The organism is Solibacillus sp. R5-41, from assembly GCF_002736105.1.
Lineage (GTDB): Bacteria > Bacillota > Bacilli > Bacillales_A > Planococcaceae > Solibacillus.
In genome coordinates this window covers 1,611,443-1,636,911 of record NZ_CP024123.1, presented here as the reverse complement: position 1 = coordinate 1,636,911, position 25,469 = coordinate 1,611,443, and the positions used below count along the sequence as shown (strand labels likewise).

The window sequence follows — 25,469 nt, the reverse complement described above, 5'->3', positions numbered from 1 at the left end:
TTCGTTACTTCTCTTTGACAGGTTATAAGAAAAAGTTCCGATTCCTTCGATAAGCGTTGAATTCTTTTGAATCAACGTACCAAGTTAGTAACAAGTACTTGAATTTTTTGTGTCCCTAGCGTGCGTCCCTTACTAATTTTAACCTTCAAAGGACTAATAAAACTAATTAATTATGATAAAAAAAAGGAACTCTACTTTTGAGTAGTAGGTGACTGGCATCCATAAGAGTATGCAAGACAACAAAAACAATGCTTTTCTAGGATTGGTCTACTCATTGGACTGGCGTCAACAGTAAGGAAAGGATGTCCCTTTTCATATGCTTTTTGCGCACGAACAGTTAATAGTTTTGTGTAGTAACCCTTTCCTCGAAATAATGGTAGCGTTGAACCTCCCCAAAGGCTAGCAAAGGACGAGTTTGTCTCTAAGTACATCCAAGCAGCACTTACAAGCTGACCATTTTCATAAATTCCATAAAGATATAATGAGTCAGGATTATTCTGTTTGTCTCTCCAAAGTCTCTCTCCAAGCTCAGCATGAGATTCGTTCCAGATGGTATCTTCTAGAACAACAATGTCTTGAATGCCTTGTTCATCCGTTATTTCCTTTACACTAAGGAACGGGCTATTAGAAAGAAAAGGGTGTCGATCATCTAATTTCATGACCATGAGTGCTTCGGGATTATCAATTTTAAATCCTTCTTGGTCAAGAATATCTTTCAAACTATCAGGCTTATCGTAGCTATACACCTTCCACTCAAAGTCCTGCTTACAGTTACTAAAATAGTTTAACTCATTTCTAATAATTTCTCTTGCATTTCCTACGTTTACATTAGAAGCGATGATAAACCCTTTTTCATCAAACATTGAAATGTGACGCACAACATGCTCTGTTTCCTCTCTTATGTAACCTTGTATTAGAGATTCATATCGAAGTTCTTTATGGAATCGTGAAATTAATTCATTTTTATCCATTTCCAAGCTCCTTTCGGTTTTAACTAAAATAACAAACCTTCTAGAATAGCGATTGATTTCTCACACATACAGCTGGACTTCTTTTTTTACTTATTATACCATTTAGTTATACCTAATCACAGGTACTTAACCTTTTATTTTACTATAAACACTACGCAGAGGATTATTTATAAAATACACATTTATAAACCAATAGAATTTTAAAATTGCTTTCTCATTTGGTGAATTATTTTTTTCAGTTGTTTTTATTTAACATAGTTGTTTTACTAGTTCAACTCAGTAAATTTAGATTGATTAAGGTTAATGTAAGGATAAGAAGTAATCCTTTAAAGACAGACTTCAATATCTAACCTCCATTTTTCTTTATTTCATTTATTTTCTGAGATTTTATATACGTTTATTTGCATCACTTTAATTAATAAAAAATGAAAGTACTTGTTCCACTAATTCAAAATTAAAATCTACAACCATTGTGGTAAAATAAGGATAAATTGCGTAAATTTATTGTAATTACAAAATATCCCATAGAGGAGGCAGTAAATAAATGAGGATTGAAACTGAATATTTGAGGGTTATAAAAGAAAGGTTTCAAAGTGTTAAAAGCCTTGGAGATAATGCAATTGAACAACTTGTGGAAGATGATATACATTGGGCATTAAATGAGGAATCAAATAGCGTTGCGGTTATCGTATCGCATTTAAGTGGGAATATGATATCTAGATGGACAGATTTCCTAAATTCTGATGGGGAGAAGCCATATAGAAATCGGGAGCAGGAATTTGTTGACAACATCTCATCAAAAGCTGAATTGATTGCGATTTTAGAAATCGGGTGGAATACTCTTTTTGAAGCATTAAATAACCTAAGCGAAGAAGATTTATTAAAGGTTGTCTTTATTCGTGGGCAAAGTCATTCGGTCATCGAAGCAATTGAAAGACAATTAGCTCATTATGCTTATCATATTGGGCAAATCGTTTACATTGGGAAACAAATTAAAAGTGAGAATTGGGAAAGCTTAAGTATCCCAATAGGCCAGTCAGAATCCTATTTACAGCAGATGCTAAAAAAACATCAGTCTGAATGATATAGTTTGGAGAAAATTTAGCATCTTTCTTTCAATCACTCCAATTGCCTAATTAATTTCAAGCATAAACACTAAATAATTCCCCATACTAATTCCATTACGATATAAGGAAGTGGTTTATTTGGAAAATACGAAGATTGCAAAGCTTGGCCCAGAACAAATTAAAGAGTTAAAATCACTCGAAGAAAAATTAGATGTAACCTTGATTGCCTATGCTCCCTCTTCATCTGGACATCATATTGGACAAGAAAATAATACAACTACAACTAACCCTGCTTAATATCCCCTTCCTCAGTGTTTAGATTCATCCAAATCTAAACACTGATTATTTTAAAACGACATTATCTCCAGGAACAACCTCATTTCTTTATCAAACAACTTATTTCAAAATTTTTTTAATTTGTTTTAATTCCGAGATTAAAAAATCAATCTGTTTTTGCATACTTTCTGTTTTTTGAGATTGATCGGTCGAGTTTTCAGAACTTTGATTGTTTGCATTTTTTAAAGATTCTAATGTTAGTCCAGCAGCAATAGCTTGTATACCATCTCCTAATGTAGAGATTGCTGCACCGATATATGAAAGTTGAGCAATGAAAATTTCTTGTGATTCATTGTTATCCATGGTCATCTCCTCCATATTCCGATGAAAAGAAAAAATTACCTTCGTGTCATCATATGCGTTTTATAATGGAAAGAATAATAACCACTTTTATTTTTTCGGATTTTCACTACATTTTAATTAATTTTTATTCAGCATTGTTCAAAGAATAACATCAAGGATACTTCCAATATTCAGGGAATTTATTTACAGAGCTAAGTATTATAACCTAATTAGTCCATACATTATCTTGAAGACAGGCACTTGCTAAATACAACGTTAATATGATGTATTTGAAGGAGTGATAACACTATGCAATGGCTTCAAAAAGTCGGTCATTTAACTGGTCAACCTGTTGGAATTTCATTAACAAACGGTCAAGGGACTTCAGGAATTTTATGCGGTACATCAAATGGCAAACTACTTGTAATCGAATACTTATATCAAGCACAATTCGCGTTAAAACAATACGACTTTTATTTAATCCAGGATATACATGGATTTCCACATTGCCAGAATCAACATCCACTTTATTAAGGCATGCGTCCCTCTCTTGTAGAGGGATATTTTTATTCTCGTCTTCATTAATTAAACTCCATCAAACATTTGAACAAACATGCCATCGTTCTCTAACCACTCCGCAATAAATACATTACGGATATCTGTTACGTTATTGATTTTAAGTTGAACCATCAATCATTGCTCATCCCTGCCAATATCACCTAATTCATCACTTAACAATTCCCCATCTCGATTTAATGTGACTGGGATATGCACTTGTTTAGGTGATATTTTAAAATCTTCTTGGGTCGTCTTTTGGTAAGGCAAAAGGTGTTATTTGATTAATTATTTTCTTCCCTAGTACTTTGACAAGAATGAATAACAGGAAAAAACCAATTATTAGCTCCATAGTTAAATAAAAAATACTCAACCATTTACTTCCCCTTTTAAAAAGAACTTTTGTCAATATTAACTCTTTTGAAGGTATTAAATCATTTCAACTAAAAGTGAGAGCTCATTATTAAAGGGAAAATTATTTTTTCTCATTAACAATCCTGCAAAATTTTCATCTCCTGAAATTTAACAATTTTGGAACAGCATCCTTCTGATTTTTTGCTATACTCAATTTAACTTGATTCAGCAAAATTCCTCCACTACTATAGTTGAGGGATGAATGTAAAATGTGCACTAAATTCAATAGTGAGTTCAATCATGGTTGAATCAAGTTAAAGCCCCCGGCGATGTCACAGATTTTAAAGGGGAGCTTTTCGAGCATGCTCAAAAAAAATTTGTACTCAATTACGCAGAGCCGTAATTGTTAGTACAAATTACTGTACTGTAGGGGGAATTTTTATGGATACGATAACAACCTTGCAAGATATTTTGGACTATGTAGACAAACATATTAAAGATGATATCAGTCCAGATATTTTAGCTGCACGAGCCGGATATTCAACTTGGCATTTCAGTAAGGTATTTCAATGGGGTATCGGATACTCTTTGATGACCTATGTAAGAAACCGTCGTCTAGCATTTGCCGCACACGAACTCTCTTCTGGTCGGAAAATTCTAGATATTTCAATGGAATATGGGTTTGAAACTCACTCGGGTTTTAGTAAGGCTTTTCGCCGTCATTTCGGCTGTTCACCAGGAACCTACCGCTTACATACGCATTGTGACCGGCCGTTTCCACCAAGTCTCCCCCTTACAAACAAATACTTGATCGGAGGAATTATTATGGAACCGAAATTTGTTACACGCTCAGCTATTAATATTGCTGGTTTTGCCATCAAAACGACTTCAACTGATGGTGAAAACTCAAAAGCAATCCCAGCTTTTTGGGACGACTATATGAGTAGTGGAAAGATGGAAAACCTTCACGCAGAAAACTTTATTAAAAACCACGATGAATATGGTGTATGTTTTCAAGTTGACATGGAAACCGGAGAATTTGAGTATGTGATTGGTGTTGAGCCAATTGACGGTGCAGAAATTCCGAATGATTATCATGTTTGTGAAGTGCCGCCCGCATCTTATGCTGTATTTTCAACACCCCCTTGTGCTGCTGCAAACTTTGCTCAAAATATTCAGGGCACATGGAATTACATTTTTAATGAATGGTTTCCTAAGTCGGGGTACGAATATGCACCAAATTGTGTAGACTTTGAACTATACGATGATCGGTGCATGGAAGATGAGGGGAAAATTTGCGACATCTATATTCCAGTAATTAAAAAGCAAAATTAATTGGATTGGTACAGAAATGAATGCATTAATTTATGTGCATTCGTTTTTTCACTTTGTATGTCACCTCCCCCAGCCATAAATTAATACTCCTCAATAAAAAAAGAATGGGAAAGCTCAAGTATCCCATAAAGCAAATCAGAAACCTACTCACAGTAAATACTTAAAAAACATCCGCCCAAAAATAAATGAAAACCGGGATTCTAAGAGCTATATACATTTTACAAAATTTTATATTTATACCAACTGATAATAATCCTTCAGCCCTCGCATTATACTACCCTTCGTTACAAAAATTTGCCCCACAAATACAATAATTAGATTGTCTCCTTTCATTATTCAAATGGTAGTTGTAGCGCTTGTACTCGCTGCAGCTTTTTGATTATCTACAAATGATCATGGACATAATCGTAACTACCTTTTCCCATATTCCCACAAACCCCACTACAGTACTTGCAAGCTCGATAATTCCCATGCAATGCGACCTATTGTATTTTCTCCAAATTTTTATTCCAATTCATGAATTGCCAGTCTAGTAGTACTTACACCAGTTCTGACACTTAACCAACTTTATAGCAGTCAATTAAACCACAGTTGCTAGTACAACATTTGATGTCTCTGAACGAGTTATGGCTATGCATTGCCATCAAAAAACTGGACATTAATTTGTCAACCTGTTGGAATTTGATTAACAAATGTTCAATGAACTTCAGGAGTTTTGTGTGGTGCATATAAAGGGAAAGTCCCCCGTGAGATTTAAACTATACATCTTTATTTTTCGACATCTACTCTTTTCATGCTTAGGCTGAGTAAGATAATGATATCACTATATTTGTAAATTTATCCAATTAACCAATCGTATTTTGACATTCTTCAAGTAAAACAAGAGTTATAATAACACCAAGTACATACCCTTATATTCCTAAATCATATATTCCCAAAACGTGTTAATTCACGTTCGTTTTTATTGAGATTGTGTTCAAGGTAAGCTATTTGTTACTCGAGCTTTCGATAATCCTTCAAACATTCGTATATATGGAACACATACCTTTATCTTCTTGTCGGATCCCCATTTTTCAACTTTTTTATATTTAAATTTATTACTACATCAATCCTCTGTGCAAATGTAGATTAATAAATATTTTAAAATTTCTAAACAAAAGATAATATTTATTGGATAGATAACACCTCTCCTTTGCACAACTATTCATAGTATAGATTGTAGAAAGGAGGTTTTATCACGGGCTACTCAGGAAATGTAGGTAATTATAAATAATAGCTACTGTAGAGGAGGAAACTATGGCAATTGTAAGATTGATATCTCATAGAGCGAATCTTATTTCTTGTTCAATTAACTGGCAGGTTTATTGAATAAGAATGACTAATGACCATACGTCACCACTACGGTTTCAAAGGAGATGATACCAGTCTAATAAACTTTAAACGAATAAATTAGTAATATAGTCAAACAAACTAGAACAATAATTTTCAAAATCATACTGTATAACGTCAAGTAATATTATTTCTGCTTGACCATTATTTTAGAAAGGAGAAACTACTAGATGAGTAATAAAAAATGTAAATACTGTAATTATGAGTGTAAAAAAAATAGTAGAAGTTGCAAGCGATGTAACGCTTGGAATCCCTGGATATATGAGGAAAATAGCGAGTTGAACCAGGGAATATCATCTGATGCTGATGCTAAAGCTACTGCTGATGCTGACGCTACTGCTGATTCCAATTCTACTGCCGATGCTGACTCTACTGCTGATTCCAATTCTACTGCCGATGCTGACTCTACTGCTGATTCCAATTCTACTGCCGATGCTGACTCTACTGCTGACGCTGATTCTACTGCTGACGCCGACTCTACCGCTGATGCTGACTCTACTGCCGATGCAGATTCTACTTCTGATGCTGACGCTACTGCTGATTCCAATTCTACTGCCGATGCTGACGCTACTGCTGACGCCGATTCTACTGCTGATGCTGACTCTACTGCTGACGTTGACTCTAACGTAGACGCTGATGCTACCGCTACTGCTGATGCTGACTCTACTGCCGATGCCAACTCTACTGCTGACGCCGACTCTACTGCTGATGCTGACTCTACTGCTGATGCCGACTCTACTGCTGATGCTGATGCTACTGCCGATGCTGACTCTACTGCTGATGCTGACTCTACTGCCGATGCTGACTCTACTGCTGACGTTGATTCTAACGTAGACGCTGATGCTACTGCTACTGCTACTGCTGACGCCGACGCTACTGCTGATGCTGACGCTACTGCTGATGCTGACGCTACTGCTGATGCTGACGCTACTGCTGATGCTGACGCTACTGCCGATGCTGACGCTACTGCTGATGCTGACGCTACTGCTGATGCTGACTCTACTGCTGATGCTGACTCTACTGCTGATGCTGACGCTACTGCTGATGCTGACGCTACTGCCGATGCTGACGCTACTGCTGATGCTGACGCTACTGCTGATGCTGACTCTACTGCCGATGCCGACTCTACTGCTGATGCTGACTCTACCGCTGATGCTGATTCTACTGCTGATGCCGACTCTACTGCTGACGTTGATTCTAACGTAGACGCTGATGCTACTGCTACTGCTGACGCCGACTCTACTGCTGATGCTGACTCTACTGCTGACGTTGATTCTAACGTAGACGCTGATGCTACTGCTACTGCTGATGCTGACGCTACTGCCGATGCTGACTCTACTGCTGATGCTGACGCTACTGCCGATGCTGACTCTACTGCTGATGCTGACGCTACTGCTGATGCTGACGCTACTGCTGATGCTGACGCTACTGCTGATGCTGACGCTACTGCTGATGCTGACGCTACTGCTGATGCTGACTCTACTGCCGATGCTGACTCTACTGCTGATGCTGACGCTACTGCTGATGCTGACTCTACTGCCGATGCCGACGCTACTGCTGATGCTGACGCTACTGCTGATGCTGACGCTACTGCTGATGCTGACGCTACTGCTGATGCTGACGCTACTGCCGATGCTGACGCTACTGCCGATGCTGACTCTACCGCTGATGCTGATTCTACTGCTGATGCCGACTCTACTGCTGACGTTGATTCTAACGTAGACGCTGATGCTACTGCTACTGCTGATGCTGACGCTACTGCTGATGCTGACTCTACTGCCGATGCTGACTCTACTGCTGATGCCGACTCTACTGCTGACGTTGATTCTAACGTAGACGCTGATGCTACTGCTACTGCTGACGCCGACTCTACTGCTGATGCTGACTCTACTGCTGACGTTGATTCTAACGTAGACGCTGATGCTACTGCTACTGCTGACGCCGACTCTACTGCTGATGCTGACGCTACTGCTGACGTTGATTCTAACGTAGACGCTGATGCTACTGCTACTGCTGACGCCGACTCTACTGCTGATGCTGACGCTACTGCTGATGCTGACGCTACTGCTGATGCTGACGCTACTGCCGATGCTGACGCTACTGCCGATGCTGACGCTACTGCTGATGCTGACGCTACTGCTGATGCTGACGCTACTGCCGATGACGCTACTGCTGATGCTGACGCTACTGCCGATGCTGACGCTACTGCTGATGCTGACGCTACTGCTGATGCTGACGCTACTGCTGATGCTGACGCTACTGCTGATGCTGACGCTACTGCCGATGCTGACGCTACTGCTGATGCTGACGCTACTGCCGATGCTGACGCTACTGCTGATGCTGACGCTACTGCCGATGCTGACGCTACTGCTGATGCTGACGCTACTGCTGATGCTGACGCTACTGCCGATGCTGACGCTACTGCTGATGCTGACGCTACTGCTGATGCTGACGCTACTGCCGATGCTGACGCTACTGCTGATGCTGACGCTACTGCTGATGCTGACGCTACTGCTGATGCTGACGCTACTGCTGATGCTGACGCTACTGCTGATGCTGACGCTACTGCCGATGCTGACGCTACTGCCGATGCTGACGCTACTGCTGATGCTGACGCTACTGCGATGCTGACGCTACTGCTGATGCTGACGCTACTGCTGATGCTGACGCTACTGCGATGCTGACGCTACTGCTGATGCTGACGCTACTGCTGATGCTGACGCTACTGATGCTGACGCTACTGCTGATGCTGACGCTACTGCGATGCTGACGCTACTGCTGATGCTGACGCTACTGCGATGCTGACGCTACTGCTGATGCTGACGCTACTGCCGATGCTGACGCTACTGCGATGCTGACGCTACTGCCGATGCTGACGCTACTGCTGATGCTGACGCTACTGCCGATGCTGACGCTACTGCTGATGCTGACGCTACTGCCGATGCTGACGCTACTGCTGATGCTGACGCTACTGCCGATGCTGACGCTACTGCCGATGCTGACGCTACTGCTGATGCCGACGCTACTGCTGATGCTGACGCTACTGCTGATGCTGACGCTACTGCTGATGCCGACGCTACTGCTGATGCTGACGCTACTGCTGATGCCGACGCTACTGCTGATGCCGACGCTACTGCTGACTCTGACGCTACTGCTGACTCTGACGCTACTGCTGACTCTGACGCTACTGCTGACTCTGACGCTACTGCTGACTCTGACGCTACTGCTGACTCTGACGCTACTGCTGACTCTGACGCTACTGCTGACTCTGACGCTACTGCTGACTCTGACGCTACTGCTGACTCTGACGCTACTGCTGACTCTGACGCTACTGCTGACTCTGACGCTACTTCTACTGCTGATTCCGACGCTACTGCTGATTCCGACGCTACTGCTGACTCTGACGCTACTGCTGACTCTGACGCTACTGCTGACTCTGACGCTACTTCTACTGCTGATTCCGACGCTACTGCTGACTCTGACGCTACTTCTACTGCTGATTCCGATGCTACTGCTGACTCTGACGCTACTTCTACTGCTGATTCCGATGCTACTGCTGACTCTGACGCTACTTCTACTGCTGATTCCGATGCTACTGCTGATGCTGACTCTACTGCTGATTCCGACGCTACTGCTGACGCAGATTCTACCGCTGATGCTGATGCTACCGCTGATGCTGGGCACAATACCTTTACAAACGGAAACAATACCGTTATCAACGTAACGGATAATAGTGCTGGATATATAGCTATGACTCTATCTACACTAATTATGATGCAAAGCTTAATGGGTAACCAAAATTCAGACAATAAAGAAGAACTAGTTTCAAAATTCACTATTATGTTAAATGAATTGTTACAAGGAGAGAGTAATAATCGTAAAGCTATACTTGATGCTATTAAATCTCTCAAAAAAGAGTAAAAAATAAAAGAATTGGAGGAGGCTACATGTCAAACACAACTGTCTCACGCTGTACAATTCCTAGAGAGGAAGATAGCGATAGCATATATGTGAAAGTTAAAAATAAAAACCAAAAAATTAGTCGCCAAATCACTATAAATGCATACAGTAAAAATTCCCCAACAAAAGAATTATTACCTGTTTATGTAGATGACCAACCTACACATATAGATACACTGGAGCCTGAAACAGAGAGGGTCTATAGAATAGACGTGTCTAATGTAAAGGGTCAGGTAATTTTTGAGATTACTCAAAAAAATGGCAGCTCAGGTATTAAAGTATCAAAAAACAGCAAAAACCCCTCTTCGGTAGAATTACACATTAAATAAATAATATAAAATTCGGGGCTGACGCTAAAAGATTAATTTATGAGTCTTTTACGTCAGCTTCTTTTGCTTTTAAGATTACGATGTTCGGTGTATGGCAGATGAGGGGAAAATTTGCGACATCTATTTTCCGGTAATTAAAAAATATAGGTTAATTAGGTGTTACCTTTCATTAAGCAAGAGTAGCCGCAGCACTTGTATTCGCTGCGGCTTTTTGTTTATCTACAAATAATTATGGGCAAAATAATACACAAATAAAGGAGTGATTGTTTGAAATTATTATTAGTTATCTCGAGCATAGTTGTACCGATTGTTATGCTTTATCTACAACAAAAAAGCAATCAATTCAAAATGCTTTTTAATATTGTAGCTACTATTTCAATCATCATTTTTGGTAGCCTCGCTTCAATGTCTATTTACCAAGTCATTATTGATGATGCTGTATTTATGACTACCATTCACGGCCTTTTTTTAAACCCTGTTTTCTTAGTAACTGGCGCTTACCTTGGGACGTTTGTTATTTACAGATTAATGATGCTGACATTGGATGAAAGATAATGATTTCCTGCATTCATTTCATTCTAAACGACATGCGGATGCGCCCCTCAGCTACTTTGGTTGTTAATGTAGCTAACTCCCTCTGTATTTCCGGAAGTTGCGTAATTTGCTCGGTGGTAATCTGTCGCTCGGTTTCAAATTGATCGCCTGAAATCGTGACGACTTTGCCACCATCCTTTACGATTTTCATACTTGTTAAGCTTGTTCCCGGTTGAATGGCCAGTGCATCATCAACACCATTTGGCATCAGTAGCCGCACCTGTTCAGCCCATGTCGCTTCTAGATAATGTACGACTTTCTCGGTACCGAACCTACAAAAGGAAGCGCCGCGCCTATCAATAAAACACCCATCATGACTCCCTACACCAACAGATTAAATGTGGACAAGGACTTCTTCCTATTAATGGTAGGAACGGCAATGTCCATAAGCGTCAAGTCATGCGGCTGTGCTTCGTGTTGAATTCCGTTTACTTTCATCATTTTCTTAGATTCTTCCCTCGTTTGTTAGTTGAAGATAAACATTAGAAAATTATTTTATAAGGAGCCACTTTAAACCCTAAACTCGCTTAATGTATACTACACTTACCAATGGTGCGCTATAAATCATTTCCTCGTCTGAATCGAAGAAGAAATAGGCCCCATCCTCTACCGTAATTTCATCCACACCATTTACACTGTCTGTAATTAAACCTTCACTACCATACGCAAACGCCACTTCATAATCCATTAAAACACCCCTTATCAAATGGTAAATTCAAGTAAATTATATCATCTAATACAACGAAATATGAATTGATTATTCATAAAATTAAACTGACAGCCATTCGGATTTACTTTACAATTCATTTATATGGTAATTATCAAATGCCACTTTTTGTAACTTCAGCTATATTTATTTGTATTTCTCTACCGGTAAAACTAAACACGATATATGCAATATATATTGCTGAGATGAAGATGTTTTTTTACCGGGTAATCACTATTAATCAAGAGACAAGCAAATAGCTACCACTTTTGCGTTCGATGTAGAGGTTCGGCTTTTTATTGTTAGGAACGAACGGTAAGTGAACAAGAAATTCCAGGAGGATTCGCATCGAAATTGTTCCTAATAATTCGTTATATCAAGATAAAAAAATAGTTCCAAAGTAATTTTCACTGAAAATCAATAATGTTTTATTGCGGAAAAGTAATTTCACGCACTTCTTCACAATCACTTCCTTGGTGGGGAGTGTGGATTAAATACCGAATAATTGAGTAAAAATACTTTCTTTGAAAGGATGTTGATTAATGGGAAGCATGTTATTAGAACAGGTAAAACACACTCGTAAGTTTTTAAGGCACGATCAGCTTAAAACAATTTTTGAAGAATTTGATGTACAATGCATGTCTTTAAGTGAGGAGCAGCGTTTGGAGAAATATCGCACTATGCTCGACAGCCCTTTCCGCTTTTTCCGCGGTAGTGCGTATTTATTTTATTATGACATGACAAAAACGCCGTCTATATTCCATACGCCAGATGCAAAGCCTACTTGGATTCAAGGCGATATGCATATGGATAACTTTGGTGCATTTCAAAATGAAACAGGTGACATTGTTTATGATGTCAATGATTTTGACGAAGGCTATGTAGGTTCGTATTTATACGATGTTATCCGCATGAGTGTCAGTATCGCGCTATATATCGAAGAACAAGGTTTACATAATGGCGCTCAAGAAATGGCCATCCATCATTTCCTGCGTAGCTATATCAGTCAGTTAACACGATTCCAACGCAAACAGGACGACCCGCTTACATTGACGTTTACGAAAAACAATACAAAAGGTCCAATAAAAAAAGTGTTGAAAAAGCTCGAAAAAAGACAGCATTCGCATCTATTACAAGATATTACGCATATCAATGAAGATGGAAATCGTGTTTTCTTATGGAATGATGAAGTGCAACCTGTATCTAATGAAGAAATTGCAGCCATCACAAAGACTTTACCAAACTATTCCATCAAAGATATCGCTATTAAATACGGTTCCGGAACAGCTTCGATTGGTTTAAAACGCTATTATATTTTAGTAGATGGTGCGACTGACGCACTTGGCGTAGGAGATTTAGTACTTGAGATGAAAGAGGTACGTACAGCTATTCCTGCATATTTCTTACCGTATCATAAAACATTTTGGACCCATTATGAGCACCAAGGCGCACGTGTTGTCGGGACGCAAAAGGCCATGCACCATTTAGAAGATCCACATTTAGCTTATGTCACAATGGATGGACAGGAATACTATATTCGAGAGCGTTCTCCATATAAGAAAAAAGTAAAGCCGAAAAACTATACGGATCTGGACGATTATTTTGTGACAACCTCGATTATGGGACAAATTGCTGCTAAAATTCATGCACGTGCAGATATCGATTATTCTGATGTATTTACTTACCATAGTGAAGATGCGATTTTAATCGCAATCGGCAAACACAAAGATTATTTTATCGAAAGCGTAACTTTACAAGCGATGCACTATAAAGAAATTGTCTACTCCGACTATGAGTTATTTAAAGAGTGGGTAAATGACACATTTAGTTAAAAAATAACAGAGTGAACATCGTTTTTCGTTCACTCTGTTTTTTTTAATCTATAGATGGAAAATTGTTTGTGCACCCCTTGCAAGATTTTTTTTGAATCACAATTGAAAAATTCAGGCTTGCTTCGCATAAAGCACACAGCTACGTCGTACAGGTTTATGCAAAAGAAGCTGTGCGCCTCATTCGCTTACCCTGCCTAACTTCCCCACACCTTATAAGAATCTTTGTTAGTAACTCTACATTGGCTTAAGCTTTTTTAGGAAATTACTTGAAGAATTTTTGCCCATTAAAAATGATGAGTAGACGCATCCACCAAATAAACCCTAAATTTATTTATTTTCATTAATTAAAGCGTTAATTATTAAATTAAACGTTTTACTAGCTTCCTTTTTCTCCTCACAATTCAATATCTGGATTTAATAACACCGAGACGAAATTTATTTATTTAATTTTCGGGTTTTTAATACTCTAGAATCCCATCTAGCATTAAATTCACTTTTAAAACATTAACAGTTACTTCACCGAAAACACCTAAAAATCGAGATTCGCTACATTGTTCAATAATGAATTTCACTTCCTCAATTGATAGATTATTATTTTTGGCTAGTCGCTCTATCTGATAATTTGCTGCAGCTACAGAAATACTTGGATCCAAGCCACTACCTGAGCTTGTAACTAAATCAACAGGAATCCGCATAGTTGCTTTTTCTGGGTGAGCTGCTTGAATTTTTGTAACTCTTTCAGCTATCAATTCTCCATATTCTTCACTCGCGGGACTTAAGTTAGCAGGAAATGCATACATTAATGGATTCCCTTCTGCGTCTTTATAGGTTGCGGTATCAATCTGCATAATACGCCCCCACATATGTGTATCCCCTGTAAATTGTTGGCCTAGTAATGCGGAGCCATAGTTCTTACCTTCCACTTCAATAATACTTCCATTCGCCTTTTCAGGAAAAACAATCTGCGCCATGCCCGTCATCGTTACTGGATAAACAACTCCACAAATAAAGGTGAAGATAAAGAAGAATACAATCGAACGGGATAAAGTACCTTTTAAAAGCTTCAATTAAAGCACTCCTTTCTTTTATATGCCCAACACTACAAGCGCAATATCAATTAACTTAATGAAAATAAATGGTGTAATAATACCCCCTAGCCCATAAATAAGTAAGTTACGAGATAACAGTTTTCCAGCAGGCACTTCACGATATTTTACACCACTTAATGCAAGGGGTATTAACGCAATAATGATGAGTGCATTGTAAATAATGGCTGATAATATGGCACTTTCTGGACTGTGCAACTGCATAATATTTAACTTACTAAGCTCTGGATATAATCCGATGAATAATGCAGGAATAATAGCAAAGTATTTCGCTAAGTCATTCGCAATTGAAAAGGTTGTTAAACTTCCTCGCGTCATAAGAAGTTGCTTACCAATACGAACAATTTCAATTAATTTCGTTGGCGAGGAATCTAGATCTACCATGTTACCTGCTTCTTTAGCTGCTTGTGTACCAGTATTCATCGCTACGGCTACATCTGCCTGGGCAAGCGCTGGAGCATCGTTTGTTCCATCTCCTGTCATCGCCACTAAGTGACCTTTCCGCTGAAATTCTCGAATTTTTTGTAATTTTGCTTCTGGTGTCGCTTCTGCCAAGAAATCATCAACGCCTGCTTCTGCTGCAATTGCGGCTGCAGTCAATGGATTATCGCCTGTAATCATAATCGTTTTGATGCCCATTTTACGTAAGTCCGCAAACTTTTCTTTCACACCTTGCTTGATAATATCCTTTAAGTAAATGACGCCTTGGACACGGTAATTTTTCGTAACAACAAGTGGCGTACCACCTTTTTTAGCGATTTTCTGTACTGTTTTTTCACAGTGTTTACTATAAGTCCCGCCATTTTGCTCCACATACGCGCGCATCACATCCGCTGCACCTTTCCGAATTTCATTGCCTTCAAAATTTACTCCACTCATCCGTGTTTTTGCTGTAAATGGAATGAAATCGAGTGGGGAGCCTTTCATCGAGCGCCCTCGAATATCGAACTCTTTTTTGGCTAAAACAACGATGCTTCTTCCTTCTGGCGTTTCATCCGCTAAAGATGAGAGCTGTGCGGAATCTGCTAACTCTTTCGCTGTTACCCCATCAACTGGGATAAATTCCGTAGCTTGTCGATTTCCGATTGTAATCGTTCCAGTTTTATCAAGCATTAATATATCTACATCGCCCGCTGCTTCAATTGCGCGCCCACTCATTGCCAATACATTCGCTTGATTTAACCGACTCATTCCCGCTATTCCAATAGCAGATAGCAAAGCACCAATCGTTGTTGGAGCTAGACAGACAAGTAATGCAACAAGTGTTGTAACAGATACCGGATTTTCTTTATTAGCCAAATTAGCTGAAAAGCCTGCAAACGCATAGAGTGATACTGTCACTAAAATAAAGATGATTGACAATGCGACAAGTAATATTTGCAGCGCTAATTCATTTGGTGTTTTTTTACGGGATGCCCCTTCGACCATGGCAATCATTTTATCTAGAAAACTCTCACCTGGAATACTTGTTACACGGATAATTAAAGCATCTGAAATAACCGTTGTACCACCTGTAACTGCACTTCTATCACCACCACTTTCTCGAATAACTGGTGCTGATTCACCTGTAATCGCACTTTCATCAACAGATGCCGCGCCTTCAATGACTTCTCCATCTGCTGGAATTTGTTCCCCAGCCTTCACAATGACAAAATCACCTTTTTGAAGTGTTGCTGATGAAACAACCGTGACATCTTCTAAATTATCTAGACTACGAATCTTGTTTGCGGGCACATCTTTCTTTGCTGCACGTAAAGAATCGGCTTGTGCTTTTCCTTTCCCTTCTGCAATTGCTTCTGCAAAGTTTGCAAAAAGAACTGTAAACCATAAAATCACCGCAATCGCAAAGGTGTATCCTGAAGAGGCATCTTGAATGCCAAACAGCGAAATCGCAAATAACGCTGATGTTAAAACTGCCGAAATATAAACTAGTAACATAACCGGATTTTCTGCTTGGTATTTGGGACTTAATTTAACAAAGGAATCTTTTATTGCTCTCATAAGCATCGTTTTATCAGTTAATGCACTTTTTGATGTGGTCATCATCTCTACTACCCCCTAGTTCACCATAATCATAAATTCAGCAATCGGTCCTAGTGCAAGGGCTGGAAAGAAGCTTAATGCACCGACTAAAATGACAACAAAAATTAATAAGAAAATAAACAATCCATTGCTCGTTGAAAGAGTTCCAGCGGTTGTCGCCATTTTTTTCTTTTGAATCAAACTTCCTGCAATTGCTAGTGTACAAAGAATTGGTACAAAGCGAGCAAATAGCATAGCTAAACCTAAACTCAAATTGATAAATGGTGTGTTCGCTGCCAAACCTGCAAAAGCTGATCCATTATTTGCCCCTGCTGAAGTAAATGCATAAAGTAATTCTGAGAAACCATGCGGTCCAACTTCATTTAGACTATTCGTAACACTTGGCACCAACGCTGCAATTCCACCACTTACTAAAATTGCAATTGGGGTTGCTAAACAGCAAAGAACAGCCCATTTCATTTCATACGGTTCGATTTTCTTTCCTAAATATTCAGGAGTTCTTCCTACCATTAACCCAGCAATAAATACGGTTAAAATTACGAACGACAACATACCGTATAGCCCACTACCGACACCTCCAAAAATTACTTCCCCGAGCTGCATTAATAGCATTGGTACCATACCGCCAAGTGGAGTCAAACTATCGTGCATTGAGTTTACAGAGCCATTTGATGCTGCGGTTGTAAATGCAGTCCATGTTGTGGAAGCTGCAATTCCAAAACGAGATTCCTTCCCTTCCATATTTCCTCCTGCTTGGGCTTCAGTTGAAAGATCGACCATTCCATCTTGAGCAAGTTGAGGTGTGCCCAATTGTTCATTAACAGCAAGCGCCGCCATTGCCAGCATTAGTATGATGAACATCGCTGAAAAAATTGCGTAACCTTGCTTTTTATCCTTTATATTTCGTCCGAAAGTAAAACATAGCGCTACTGGAATTAATAAAATAGATAACATTTCAATCAAATTTGAAAAGGCAGTTGGATTTTCGAATGGGTGGGCAGAATTTACGCCAAAGAATCCACCACCATTTGTTCCTAATTGCTTAATTGCAATCTGACTTGCTGCGGGTCCCATTGGTACAAACTGCTCCGTAACAATTTGTGCATTCGCAACCAACTCCCCATTCACAAATACTTCCTTCGATTCCACATCAATTTGTGCTGAGTCAATAATTGTTCCATCCTCAGCAATCGCAATCGGTTCGAGTAATTGTACCGTTTCTGCAGGCTTTAGATTTTGCACGACACCTTGAGACAATAAACAAAGCGTAATGACAAAACTGATTGGTATAAGTACGTATAAATTGACTCTTGTGACGTCAATCCAAAAACTGCCGAGCCCATTACTTTTCACATTGATAAATGCTCGAATAAGTGCAAATAATACAGCAATTCCGGTCGCGGCAGATACGAAGTTTTGAACCGTTAATCCCAGTGCTTGCACTAAATACGTAATTTGAGCTTCGCCTGTGTAGGACTGCCAATTTGTATTCGTAATAAAGCTAATAGCATTATTGAATGATAAATGCCAAGACATATTTGCAATCCCTTGTGGATTTCCAGTCAATGCCCCCTGCACTAATTGAAGTACGAATAAAAAAATAAAACCTATACCACTAAATAACAGAACCGAGGTGGCATATTTTTTCCACGACATTTGTTCTGAAGCTTCAATTTTCATTACTTTATATATCATTTGTTCGAGTGGCTTAAGTAAGTTCGATAGAATTACCTTTTCTCCGTTCATCACTTTCCCAATATAATGCCCTAAAGGGATTGCTAATAAGACGAGAAAGCCTAAGTACAAGCCATATTGCAAAATTAAGTTCATCAACTAACATCACCCCTTAACAAAATCACCATATAGTAAATGAGTAAAATAACAGCGATTCCCCCAATGGTACTGATAACTATTTGCATCACCATTCCTCCTTCTAATACAACAATACAAAATTTGGAATTAAAATAGTGTTAGGAAAAAGGTTTTTCCAATTAAGAAAGCATTAAGATTTGACTTGCGTCTGCAGTAGTCACAGTTTTTTAAAGGAGCTTTTCTAGCATGCTGAAAAAAATCAGGACAAGAGTTAGCGGAGGCGTAATTAAAAAAAGGAAGTAGTAATTTCAGTCAAAATAGAATAGTAGGTTCATACAAACAAAAATCTTTATACTATCTTAATGTCAGACAGATATATACTAATATTGAATGAATTTTTACTAGGCTGTGTTAATGAAAATCTTGAAATAAAAATGAGGGATAATAATGAGCTTCGAGAGAGAAGATCCTGATGCAATTTTAAAAAAAATCCAAATGATTAAAAAAGAAAAACATCAAGGTCATTTAAAAATCTTCTTTGGCTATGCAGCTGGTGTTGGTAAAACGTACGCAATGTTAAAAGCAGCCCATTTAGCAAAAGAACACGGCATTGAAGTAGTAGCAGGCTATATTGAACCCCATGCACGCCCTGAAACAATGGCGCTCTTACAAGGAATTGAGCAATTGCCTTACCTTCAAGTGCAACATAAAAATATGCTCTTGCATGAACTTGATTTAGATGCAGCTATAGTTAGAAATCCGCAGATAATTTTAGTTGATGAACTAGCCCATACGAATATAGAACAAGCAAGACATTTAAAACGCTATCAAGATATTCAAGAGCTTTTGAAGGCAGGTATCGATGTTTATACAACAATTAATGTGCAACATATCGAAAGTTTGAATGATTTAGTCGCATCGATTACAGGTGTCGTTGTTCGTGAACGCATTCCAGACTATGTATTTGATGAAGCCAATCTAGTAACACTTGTAGATATTGAGCCGGCAGATTTACTTGAACGCCTAAATGAAGGGAAAATTTATAACCATGACCAAGCAGAAAAAGCAATGAATCACTTTTTTACTTTGGAAAATTTAGTAGCATTAAGAGAAATTGCGTTAAGACGAACTGCTGACAGAGTTAATCGTGTTGCAGAAAAGAGTAATATATCGTCGAAAAGCAGTTTAAATGCAGGGGAACATATTTTAGTTTGCCTTTCTTCTTCCCCGTCAAATGCGAAAATTATTCGAACAGCTGCGAGAATGGCAAGTGCATTTAAAGGGAATTTTACTGCCTTATTTGTAGAAACAGCTTCCTTTGGTGAGTGGTCGGATATAAACAAAGCAAGACTGCAAAAAAATATGCGTCTTGCGGAACAATTAGGGGCGAATATTGAGAAAGTTTATGGCGAGGATGTTGCCTTCCAAATATCCGAGTTCGCCCGTTATATCCGTGTTACAAAGATAGTCATTGGACGCTCAAACACCAAACGAAATTTTCTTAGCATAAAAAAATCGTTTACCGAGCAATTAACAAATTTATCACCAAATCTAGATATATACGTCATTCCAGACCAACAAGCGGAACCATATAAGAAGAAAACAACTTTGAAAAAATCATCATGGTGCAGTGGAATGGACTTATTGAAAGTAGCCCTAACATTAGCAATCACAACGGCTATCGGCTTTGTATTCCAAACCTTCAATTTCAGTAACACGGACATTATCAATATGTATATACTTGGTGTACTCGTTACAGCAATCATAACAGCGAATCTCTTTTGTAGTATTTTAATGGCTACGCTTAGTGTAATTGCGTTCAATTTTTTCTTCACCTATCCGATTTTTTCACTTGAAGCCAATGATCCGAGCCATCACATCACATTTTTAATTATGTTTATTACAGCCTTTATTATTGGCACGTTAGCAAGTAAATTAAAAATCCAAGCACAACATTCCGCGGAAACGGCTTACCGAACAAAAGTGTTACTTGAAACGAATCAACTGCTTCAACAAGAAACTCAACAAGAGGGTATTTTAGCGACAACAGCTAAACAGCTTGTCAAATTACTGAATCATAGTGTCGTATTCTACCCAATTCATGAACAAAATTTAGCTCAACCAATTGTATTTTTTGAACAAGACGAAACAGACAGCACTGAATTCACTACAGACAATGAACAAGCGGTTGCTGCTTGGGTATTTAAAAATAATAAACATGCCGGTGCAACGACAAATACGCTTGGCAGTGCGAAATGTTTGTACTTAGCTATCCGAACAAATCTTCGTGTGTATGGAGTCATTGGCATTGCACTAAAAGAAAATAAAACGCTAGATACATTAGAAAATAACTTAGTTTTATCAATGCTTGGGGAATGTGCCCTCGCACTAGAAAAGGAGCACTTCATACGTAAACGCGAAGAGGCCGCAACTCAAGTTAAAAATGAACAATTAAGAGCAAATTTATTACGTGCTATATCACATGATTTACGTTCCCCACTGACTACGATTTCAGGGAATGCGCATATCTTATTGAGTAACGAATTCAGTATAGACGAAGATAAGAAAATGCGGTTATTTGAGGATATTTATAATGATGCACAGTGGTTAATTAACTTAGTTGAAAATTTACTTTCTATAACTAGTATTGAAAATGGTACTATGAATATCCAAATGGACGCTGAATTAATCGATGAGGTCATCAATGAAGCTCTTCTCCATGTGAATCGGAGGAGTCGTGACCATATCATAAAAGTCGATTATGCAGATGGTATTTTAATAGCGAAACTCGATCCACGATTAATAGTTCAAGTGCTAATTAACCTGATTGATAATGCGATAAAGTATACACCTGTTGGCTCTGAGATTACGATTTCTACGAAGAAAGAAAACGATTGGATTGTAGTTGACATCACGGATAATGGCGACGGTATTCCAGATACAGCAAAAGAGAAAATCTTTGAAATGTTTTATACAGTCCACAAAAGTGTATCAGATAGCAGGCGTGGTATAGGTATTGGTTTAGCTTTATGTAAGTCGATTATTTCTGTACACGGTGGTTCATTAACAGTACACGACCATTATCCAAAAGGAACTATTTTCCGATTTACATTACAAGCTAAAGAGGTGAAAATTTATGAGTAAACCGTTCGTCTTAGTCGTGGAAGATGATGAAGCAATCAAAAATTTAATATCAATAACTCTGGAAACTCAAGAATATAAATTTCATACTGCATCTCGTGGAAGCCAGGCAATTTTAGAAACGATTTCTCATAATCCTGATATCGTTATTTTAGATTTAGGGTTACCTGATATGGATGGCATTGAGATAATAAAAAAAATCCGTTCCTGGTCTACTATGCCTATTATCGTCGTAAGTGCTCGAAGTATGGATCAAGATAAAATTGAAGCGCTGGACGCTGGTGCAGATGACTATTTGACGAAGCCCTTTTCAATCGAAGAATTACTTGCAAGATTACGAGTGGCGATTCGTCGTATTCACTATCATAAATCAGACAGTCCACAACAAAACCTTCACTTTACAAATGGAGACTTAAAAATCGATTATGTGGCTGGATGTGCCTATTTAAAAGATATGGAACTGCATCTTACACCAATTGAATATAAACTGCTCGTGCTACTATCTAAAAATGCGGGAAAAGTACTAACTCATAACTACATTACAAAGGAAATTTGGGGTAGTACGTGGGAAAATGATGTCTCTTCTTTACGTGTCTTTATGGCAACATTACGGAAAAAAATTGAATTAAATTCAACGCAACCAAAGTATATCCAAACACATATCGGTGTTGGATATCGAATGTTAAAAAATGAATAAATCATTTCATAACAGCTTTTTATTTATTTTCCTTTCAAGAAATAGTCTCTAGTTTAAGGGGCCTTGATAGTCTAATTAAAATCTTACCTACTAATTTGAGTAAGATTCTACAAAATTACTTGAACTTGAAAACGCCGAAACATTGTTAATTCAATGTTTCGGCGTTTTGTATTTTTCACCTAATTATTTTAGCTTCACTCGTTGTAAACGAAGGGCATTTAACACGACCGATACAGAACTGAATGCCATCGCAGCACCTGCTACCCATGGTGCTAATAATCCTATTGCTGCAATCGGAATTCCCATTACATTATAGGCAAATGCCCAAAATAGATTTTGTTTAATGTTGCGCATTGTTTTACGGCTCATTAATATGGCATCCGCAATGCTGTTAAGGTCACCACGAATTAATGTAATGTCCGCAGCTTCCATCGCCACATCTGTTCCTGTTCCAATAGCCATCCCGATGTTGGCTGTCGCTAATGCTGGTGCATCATTGATTCCGTCACCAACCATCGCAACTTTTTTCCCATGTGCTTGCAGTTTTTTCACTTCTTCTGCTTTGCCCTCTGGTAATACTTCTGCAATAACCGCATTTACACCCACTTGTTTACCAATGGATTGCGCTGTACGTTCGTTATCACCTGTCATCATTATAACGTAGATGCCCATGTCTTGTAGACGACGAATTGCTTCTTTCGATGTTTCTTTCACCGTATCAGCAACCGCAACTAAACCTGCGTATTGACCATTAATCGCTGCAAGCATCGCTGTTTTCCCATTGCGTTCTAGCTCTTCCATCTGTGGTAGAACCGCTGTAATATCAATACCGTATTGTGCCATTAATTTTCGTGTACCAATGACAACACCTTGCCCTGAAACTGTTGCCTGGATTCCGTACCCTGGAATCGCTTCAAAAAATTGTACTTCGCCAAGTTCGATGCCACGATCTACAATCCCCGCCACAATCGCCTCTGCTAATGGGTGCTCAGATTGTTTTTCTGCTGCACCAATGAGTGATAAGAATTTTTCCTCTTCTCCATTTACTACAATAACATCTGTTAATACTGGTTTACCATGTGTTACAGTACCTGTTTTATCAACAACAACTGTATCGATACTTTGTGTTTGTTCTAAGTGCTCGCCACCTTTGAAAAGAATTCCAAATTCAGCTGCACGACCAGAACCTGCCATAATAGATGTTGGAGTTGCAAGACCAAGTGCACATGGACATGCAATGACTAACACGGCAATAAACACTTCAAGTGCTTTTGTAAAGTCACCTGGTGTAACCCATAAAATCCATGCTAAGAACGTAATAGCCGCAATTGCGACAACAATTGGTACGAATACGCCTGAAATTTGGTCAGCTAATCGCTGAATTGGCGCTTTAGACCCTTGTGCATCTTCTACAACTTTAATAATTTGAGCTAAAGCTGTATCGCGCCCTACTTTCGTTGCCGTCATTTTGATAAAACCATTTTTATTTATTGTTGAACCATATAAAACGTCACCCGTTACTTTATCTACCGGTAAACTTTCACCTGTTAGCATCGATTCATCAATAGCTGTTGTACCTTCTAATACTTCACCGTCTACTGGGATTTTTTCACCTGGTTTTACTAATATCGTATCACCTATAACGACTTCTTCTAGCGGAATTTCTTTTTCGATGCCATCACGCACGACAATGGCGGTTTTCGCTTGCAGTCCCATTAATTTTTTAATAGCTTCTGAAGAGCGACCTTTTGCTTTTGCTTCAAATAATTTACCTAGTAAAATTAATGTAATTAGCACCGCACTTGTTTCGAAATAAAGATGGGGTCCGTGATGTGTACCTGCTGTAATGATTGCTTGATATACACTGTAAAAATAAGCAGCCGATGTCCCCATCACAACTAAAACGTCCATATTGGCACTGCCATTTCGTAGTGCTTTATAGGCACTCACGTAAAACTGTTTCCCAATAATAAATTGCACAGGTGTTGCTAATACCATTTGTACCCAAGGATTCATTAAAAACTCTGGTACGTATAAAAATGATGTAAACGAGAAATGTCCTACCATCGTCCACAATAATGGTAATGAAAGAATCGCTGATAAAATAAATTTATTTTGCTGTTTTTTTATTGCTTGCTCACGATGGTCAGCTGTTTCTTTTTCATCTTGCTTTTGATGTGCACCGTAGCCCAATTTCTCAACCTTTGCGATAATGTCTGAAATCGTTACCTCAGAAGGATTGAACTCAATTGTTGCTTTTTCTAGGGCTAAATTTACGTTCGCAACCGCAATACCTTCCATCTTATTTAACCCTTTTTCAATACGTGTCGAACATGCTGCACACGTCATCCCCGTAATATCGAACTCTGCTTTTTGCTTTACAACACCGTAGCCTAATGCTTCAATTTTTTTCTCAAAATCCACTTCACTTAGTTTAGATGGGTCATATTTGATCGAGGATTTTTCCAGTGCTAAATTGACATTTGCCATTTCGACACCATCCATTTTATTTAAACCCTTTTCAATACGTGTTGCACAGGCCGCACATGTCATTCCGGTTATTTGTAAATTCACTTCTTTTTGTTCTGAACTCATGTTGTTATCCACCTCTCTGTATACCATATAGGGGTATATATTTTTGAAAAGAAGAGAGTGCTGCGAGAGCACCCCTTATTATTTAATATCGTAGCCTTGGTCGTCAATTGTTTCTTTAATTTGATCTAGTGATACTTGTGCTTCATCAAAAGCAACCTCCACTAATCCTTCTGCTAAATTTACTTTGACTTCGTTAACGCCTGCTAGTGCACCCACACTACCCTCTACTGATTTAACGCAATGTCCACATGACATGCCTTCAACATTTAATGTTACGTTTTGCATAATATTTTCTCCCCCTTGATTTTTTTATAAATTAATTTATACAACATAGGGGTAGTTATAATTTAAACACACCGCTATAT

24 protein-coding genes are annotated in these 25,469 nt (G+C 38.7%); 15 read left to right on the top strand and 9 right to left on the bottom strand.

Annotated features, from left to right (window positions below; translation table 11 throughout):
• Nucleotides 1-191 precede the first annotated feature (191 nt).
• Entirely contained in the window at nt 192-971 is a 780-nt protein-coding gene (locus CSE16_RS07625) for a GNAT family N-acetyltransferase (protein WP_099423350.1), read from the bottom strand.
• Between the two features lie 544 nt (nt 972-1,515).
• Between CSE16_RS07625 and CSE16_RS07620 the strand changes: the two genes are divergently transcribed.
• Both CSE16_RS07620 and CSE16_RS07615 read left to right on the top strand, forming a co-directional pair.
• Nucleotides 1,516-2,055: a DUF1572 family protein gene (locus CSE16_RS07620; protein WP_099423349.1), complete on the top strand. Its 540-nt coding sequence runs from the start codon at nt 1,516-1,518 to the stop codon at nt 2,053-2,055.
• A gap of 121 nt (nt 2,056-2,176) precedes the next feature.
• A complete protein-coding gene (locus CSE16_RS07615; RefSeq protein WP_099423348.1) occupies nt 2,177-2,335 on the top strand; it encodes a uroporphyrinogen-III decarboxylase in 159 nt (52 codons plus the stop codon).
• A 99-nt stretch (nt 2,336-2,434) separates the two neighbouring features.
• On the opposite strand, the gene CSE16_RS07610 is transcribed toward CSE16_RS07615, so the two are convergent.
• Nucleotides 2,435-2,677: a translation initiation factor 2 gene (locus CSE16_RS07610; protein WP_253896198.1), complete on the bottom strand. Its 243-nt coding sequence runs from the start codon at nt 2,675-2,677 to the stop codon at nt 2,435-2,437.
• A 288-nt stretch (nt 2,678-2,965) separates the two neighbouring features.
• Between CSE16_RS07610 and CSE16_RS07605 the strand changes: the two genes are divergently transcribed.
• The 10 genes from CSE16_RS07605 (at nt 2,966) to CSE16_RS07570 (ending at nt 11,133) form a co-directional block, all read left to right on the top strand.
• Nucleotides 2,966-3,190 carry a hypothetical protein gene (locus CSE16_RS07605; protein ID WP_099423346.1) on the top strand — a complete coding sequence of 75 codons (225 nt, stop codon included), beginning with the start codon at nt 2,966-2,968 and terminating at the stop codon, nt 3,188-3,190.
• A gap of 816 nt (nt 3,191-4,006) precedes the next feature.
• Nucleotides 4,007-4,900 (top strand): AraC family transcriptional regulator, encoded by an 894-nt coding sequence (locus tag CSE16_RS07595; RefSeq protein WP_099423345.1) that lies wholly within the window; start codon nt 4,007-4,009, stop codon nt 4,898-4,900.
• Between the two features lie 1,689 nt (nt 4,901-6,589).
• Nucleotides 6,590-6,919 carry a hypothetical protein gene (locus CSE16_RS21280; RefSeq protein WP_157764768.1) on the top strand — a complete coding sequence of 110 codons (330 nt, stop codon included), beginning with the start codon at nt 6,590-6,592 and terminating at the stop codon, nt 6,917-6,919.
• 6 nt (nt 6,920-6,925) lie between these two features.
• On the top strand, nt 6,926-7,123 hold the full coding sequence (locus CSE16_RS21275) for a hypothetical protein (RefSeq protein WP_157764767.1): 198 nt from the start codon (nt 6,926-6,928) through the stop codon (nt 7,121-7,123).
• A 6-nt stretch (nt 7,124-7,129) separates the two neighbouring features.
• Entirely contained in the window at nt 7,130-7,495 is a 366-nt protein-coding gene (locus CSE16_RS21270; protein WP_157764766.1) for a hypothetical protein, read from the top strand.
• Nucleotides 7,496-7,579: 84 nt separating this feature from the next.
• Nucleotides 7,580-8,011 (top strand): hypothetical protein, encoded by a 432-nt coding sequence (locus CSE16_RS21265; protein ID WP_157764765.1) that lies wholly within the window; start codon nt 7,580-7,582, stop codon nt 8,009-8,011.
• A 276-nt stretch (nt 8,012-8,287) separates the two neighbouring features.
• Entirely contained in the window at nt 8,288-8,920 is a 633-nt protein-coding gene (locus tag CSE16_RS21260; protein WP_157764764.1) for a hypothetical protein, read from the top strand.
• Nucleotides 8,921-9,140: 220 nt separating this feature from the next.
• A complete protein-coding gene (locus CSE16_RS21255) occupies nt 9,141-10,013 on the top strand; it encodes a hypothetical protein (protein WP_157764763.1) in 873 nt (290 codons plus the stop codon).
• A gap of 223 nt (nt 10,014-10,236) precedes the next feature.
• A complete protein-coding gene (locus tag CSE16_RS07575; RefSeq protein ID WP_099423344.1) occupies nt 10,237-10,578 on the top strand; it encodes a hypothetical protein in 342 nt (113 codons plus the stop codon).
• A 267-nt stretch (nt 10,579-10,845) separates the two neighbouring features.
• Entirely contained in the window at nt 10,846-11,133 is a 288-nt protein-coding gene (locus tag CSE16_RS07570; RefSeq protein ID WP_099423343.1) for a transposase, read from the top strand.
• A 13-nt stretch (nt 11,134-11,146) separates the two neighbouring features.
• On the opposite strand, the gene CSE16_RS07565 is transcribed toward CSE16_RS07570, so the two are convergent.
• Nucleotides 11,147-11,380 (bottom strand): MDR/zinc-dependent alcohol dehydrogenase-like family protein, encoded by a 234-nt coding sequence (locus CSE16_RS07565; RefSeq protein ID WP_099423342.1) that lies wholly within the window; start codon nt 11,378-11,380, stop codon nt 11,147-11,149.
• 309 nt (nt 11,381-11,689) lie between these two features.
• Nucleotides 11,690-11,860 carry a hypothetical protein gene (locus CSE16_RS21250; RefSeq protein WP_157764762.1) on the bottom strand — a complete coding sequence of 57 codons (171 nt, stop codon included), beginning with the start codon at nt 11,858-11,860 and terminating at the stop codon, nt 11,690-11,692.
• Between the two features lie 560 nt (nt 11,861-12,420).
• Between CSE16_RS21250 and CSE16_RS07560 the strand changes: the two genes are divergently transcribed.
• Nucleotides 12,421-13,710, top strand: coding sequence for a DUF2252 domain-containing protein (locus tag CSE16_RS07560; protein WP_099423341.1), 1,290 nt, complete (start codon nt 12,421-12,423; stop codon nt 13,708-13,710).
• Between the two features lie 458 nt (nt 13,711-14,168).
• Here CSE16_RS07560 and kdpC read toward each other — a convergent pair whose 3' ends face one another.
• From kdpC to kdpA, 3 genes are read right to left on the bottom strand one after another with little or no spacing between them, the layout of a single operon-like run.
• A complete protein-coding gene (gene kdpC, locus CSE16_RS07555) occupies nt 14,169-14,777 on the bottom strand; it encodes a potassium-transporting ATPase subunit KdpC (protein ID WP_099423340.1) in 609 nt (202 codons plus the stop codon).
• Nucleotides 14,778-14,795: 18 nt separating this feature from the next.
• Nucleotides 14,796-16,859: a potassium-transporting ATPase subunit KdpB gene (gene kdpB / locus CSE16_RS07550; RefSeq protein WP_099425781.1), complete on the bottom strand. Its 2,064-nt coding sequence runs from the start codon at nt 16,857-16,859 to the stop codon at nt 14,796-14,798.
• Nucleotides 16,860-16,874: 15 nt separating this feature from the next.
• Nucleotides 16,875-18,689 carry a potassium-transporting ATPase subunit KdpA gene (gene kdpA / locus CSE16_RS07545; RefSeq protein WP_099423339.1) on the bottom strand — a complete coding sequence of 605 codons (1,815 nt, stop codon included), beginning with the start codon at nt 18,687-18,689 and terminating at the stop codon, nt 16,875-16,877.
• Nucleotides 18,690-19,118: 429 nt separating this feature from the next.
• Here kdpA and CSE16_RS07540 point away from each other — a divergent pair, with 429 nt between their 5' ends.
• Nucleotides 19,119-21,815 carry a sensor histidine kinase gene (locus tag CSE16_RS07540; protein WP_099423338.1) on the top strand — a complete coding sequence of 899 codons (2,697 nt, stop codon included), beginning with the start codon at nt 19,119-19,121 and terminating at the stop codon, nt 21,813-21,815.
• Nucleotides 21,808-22,509 (top strand): response regulator, encoded by a 702-nt coding sequence (locus tag CSE16_RS07535; RefSeq protein ID WP_099423337.1) that lies wholly within the window; start codon nt 21,808-21,810, stop codon nt 22,507-22,509. Before CSE16_RS07540 ends, CSE16_RS07535 begins: the two co-directional genes overlap by 8 nt.
• A 183-nt stretch (nt 22,510-22,692) precedes the next feature.
• Here the strand turns inward: CSE16_RS07535 and CSE16_RS07530 are convergent, their stop codons facing one another.
• Together CSE16_RS07530 and copZ are read right to left on the bottom strand one after the other, a co-directional pair.
• The gene (locus CSE16_RS07530) at nt 22,693-25,104 is read right to left on the bottom strand and encodes a heavy metal translocating P-type ATPase (protein WP_099423336.1); all 2,412 of its coding nucleotides are present in this window, start codon (nt 25,102-25,104) and stop codon (nt 22,693-22,695) included.
• A gap of 78 nt (nt 25,105-25,182) precedes the next feature.
• Nucleotides 25,183-25,389 (bottom strand): copper chaperone CopZ, encoded by a 207-nt coding sequence (gene copZ, locus CSE16_RS07525; RefSeq protein ID WP_099423335.1) that lies wholly within the window; start codon nt 25,387-25,389, stop codon nt 25,183-25,185.
• Between the last annotated feature and the right edge of the window lie 80 nt (nt 25,390-25,469).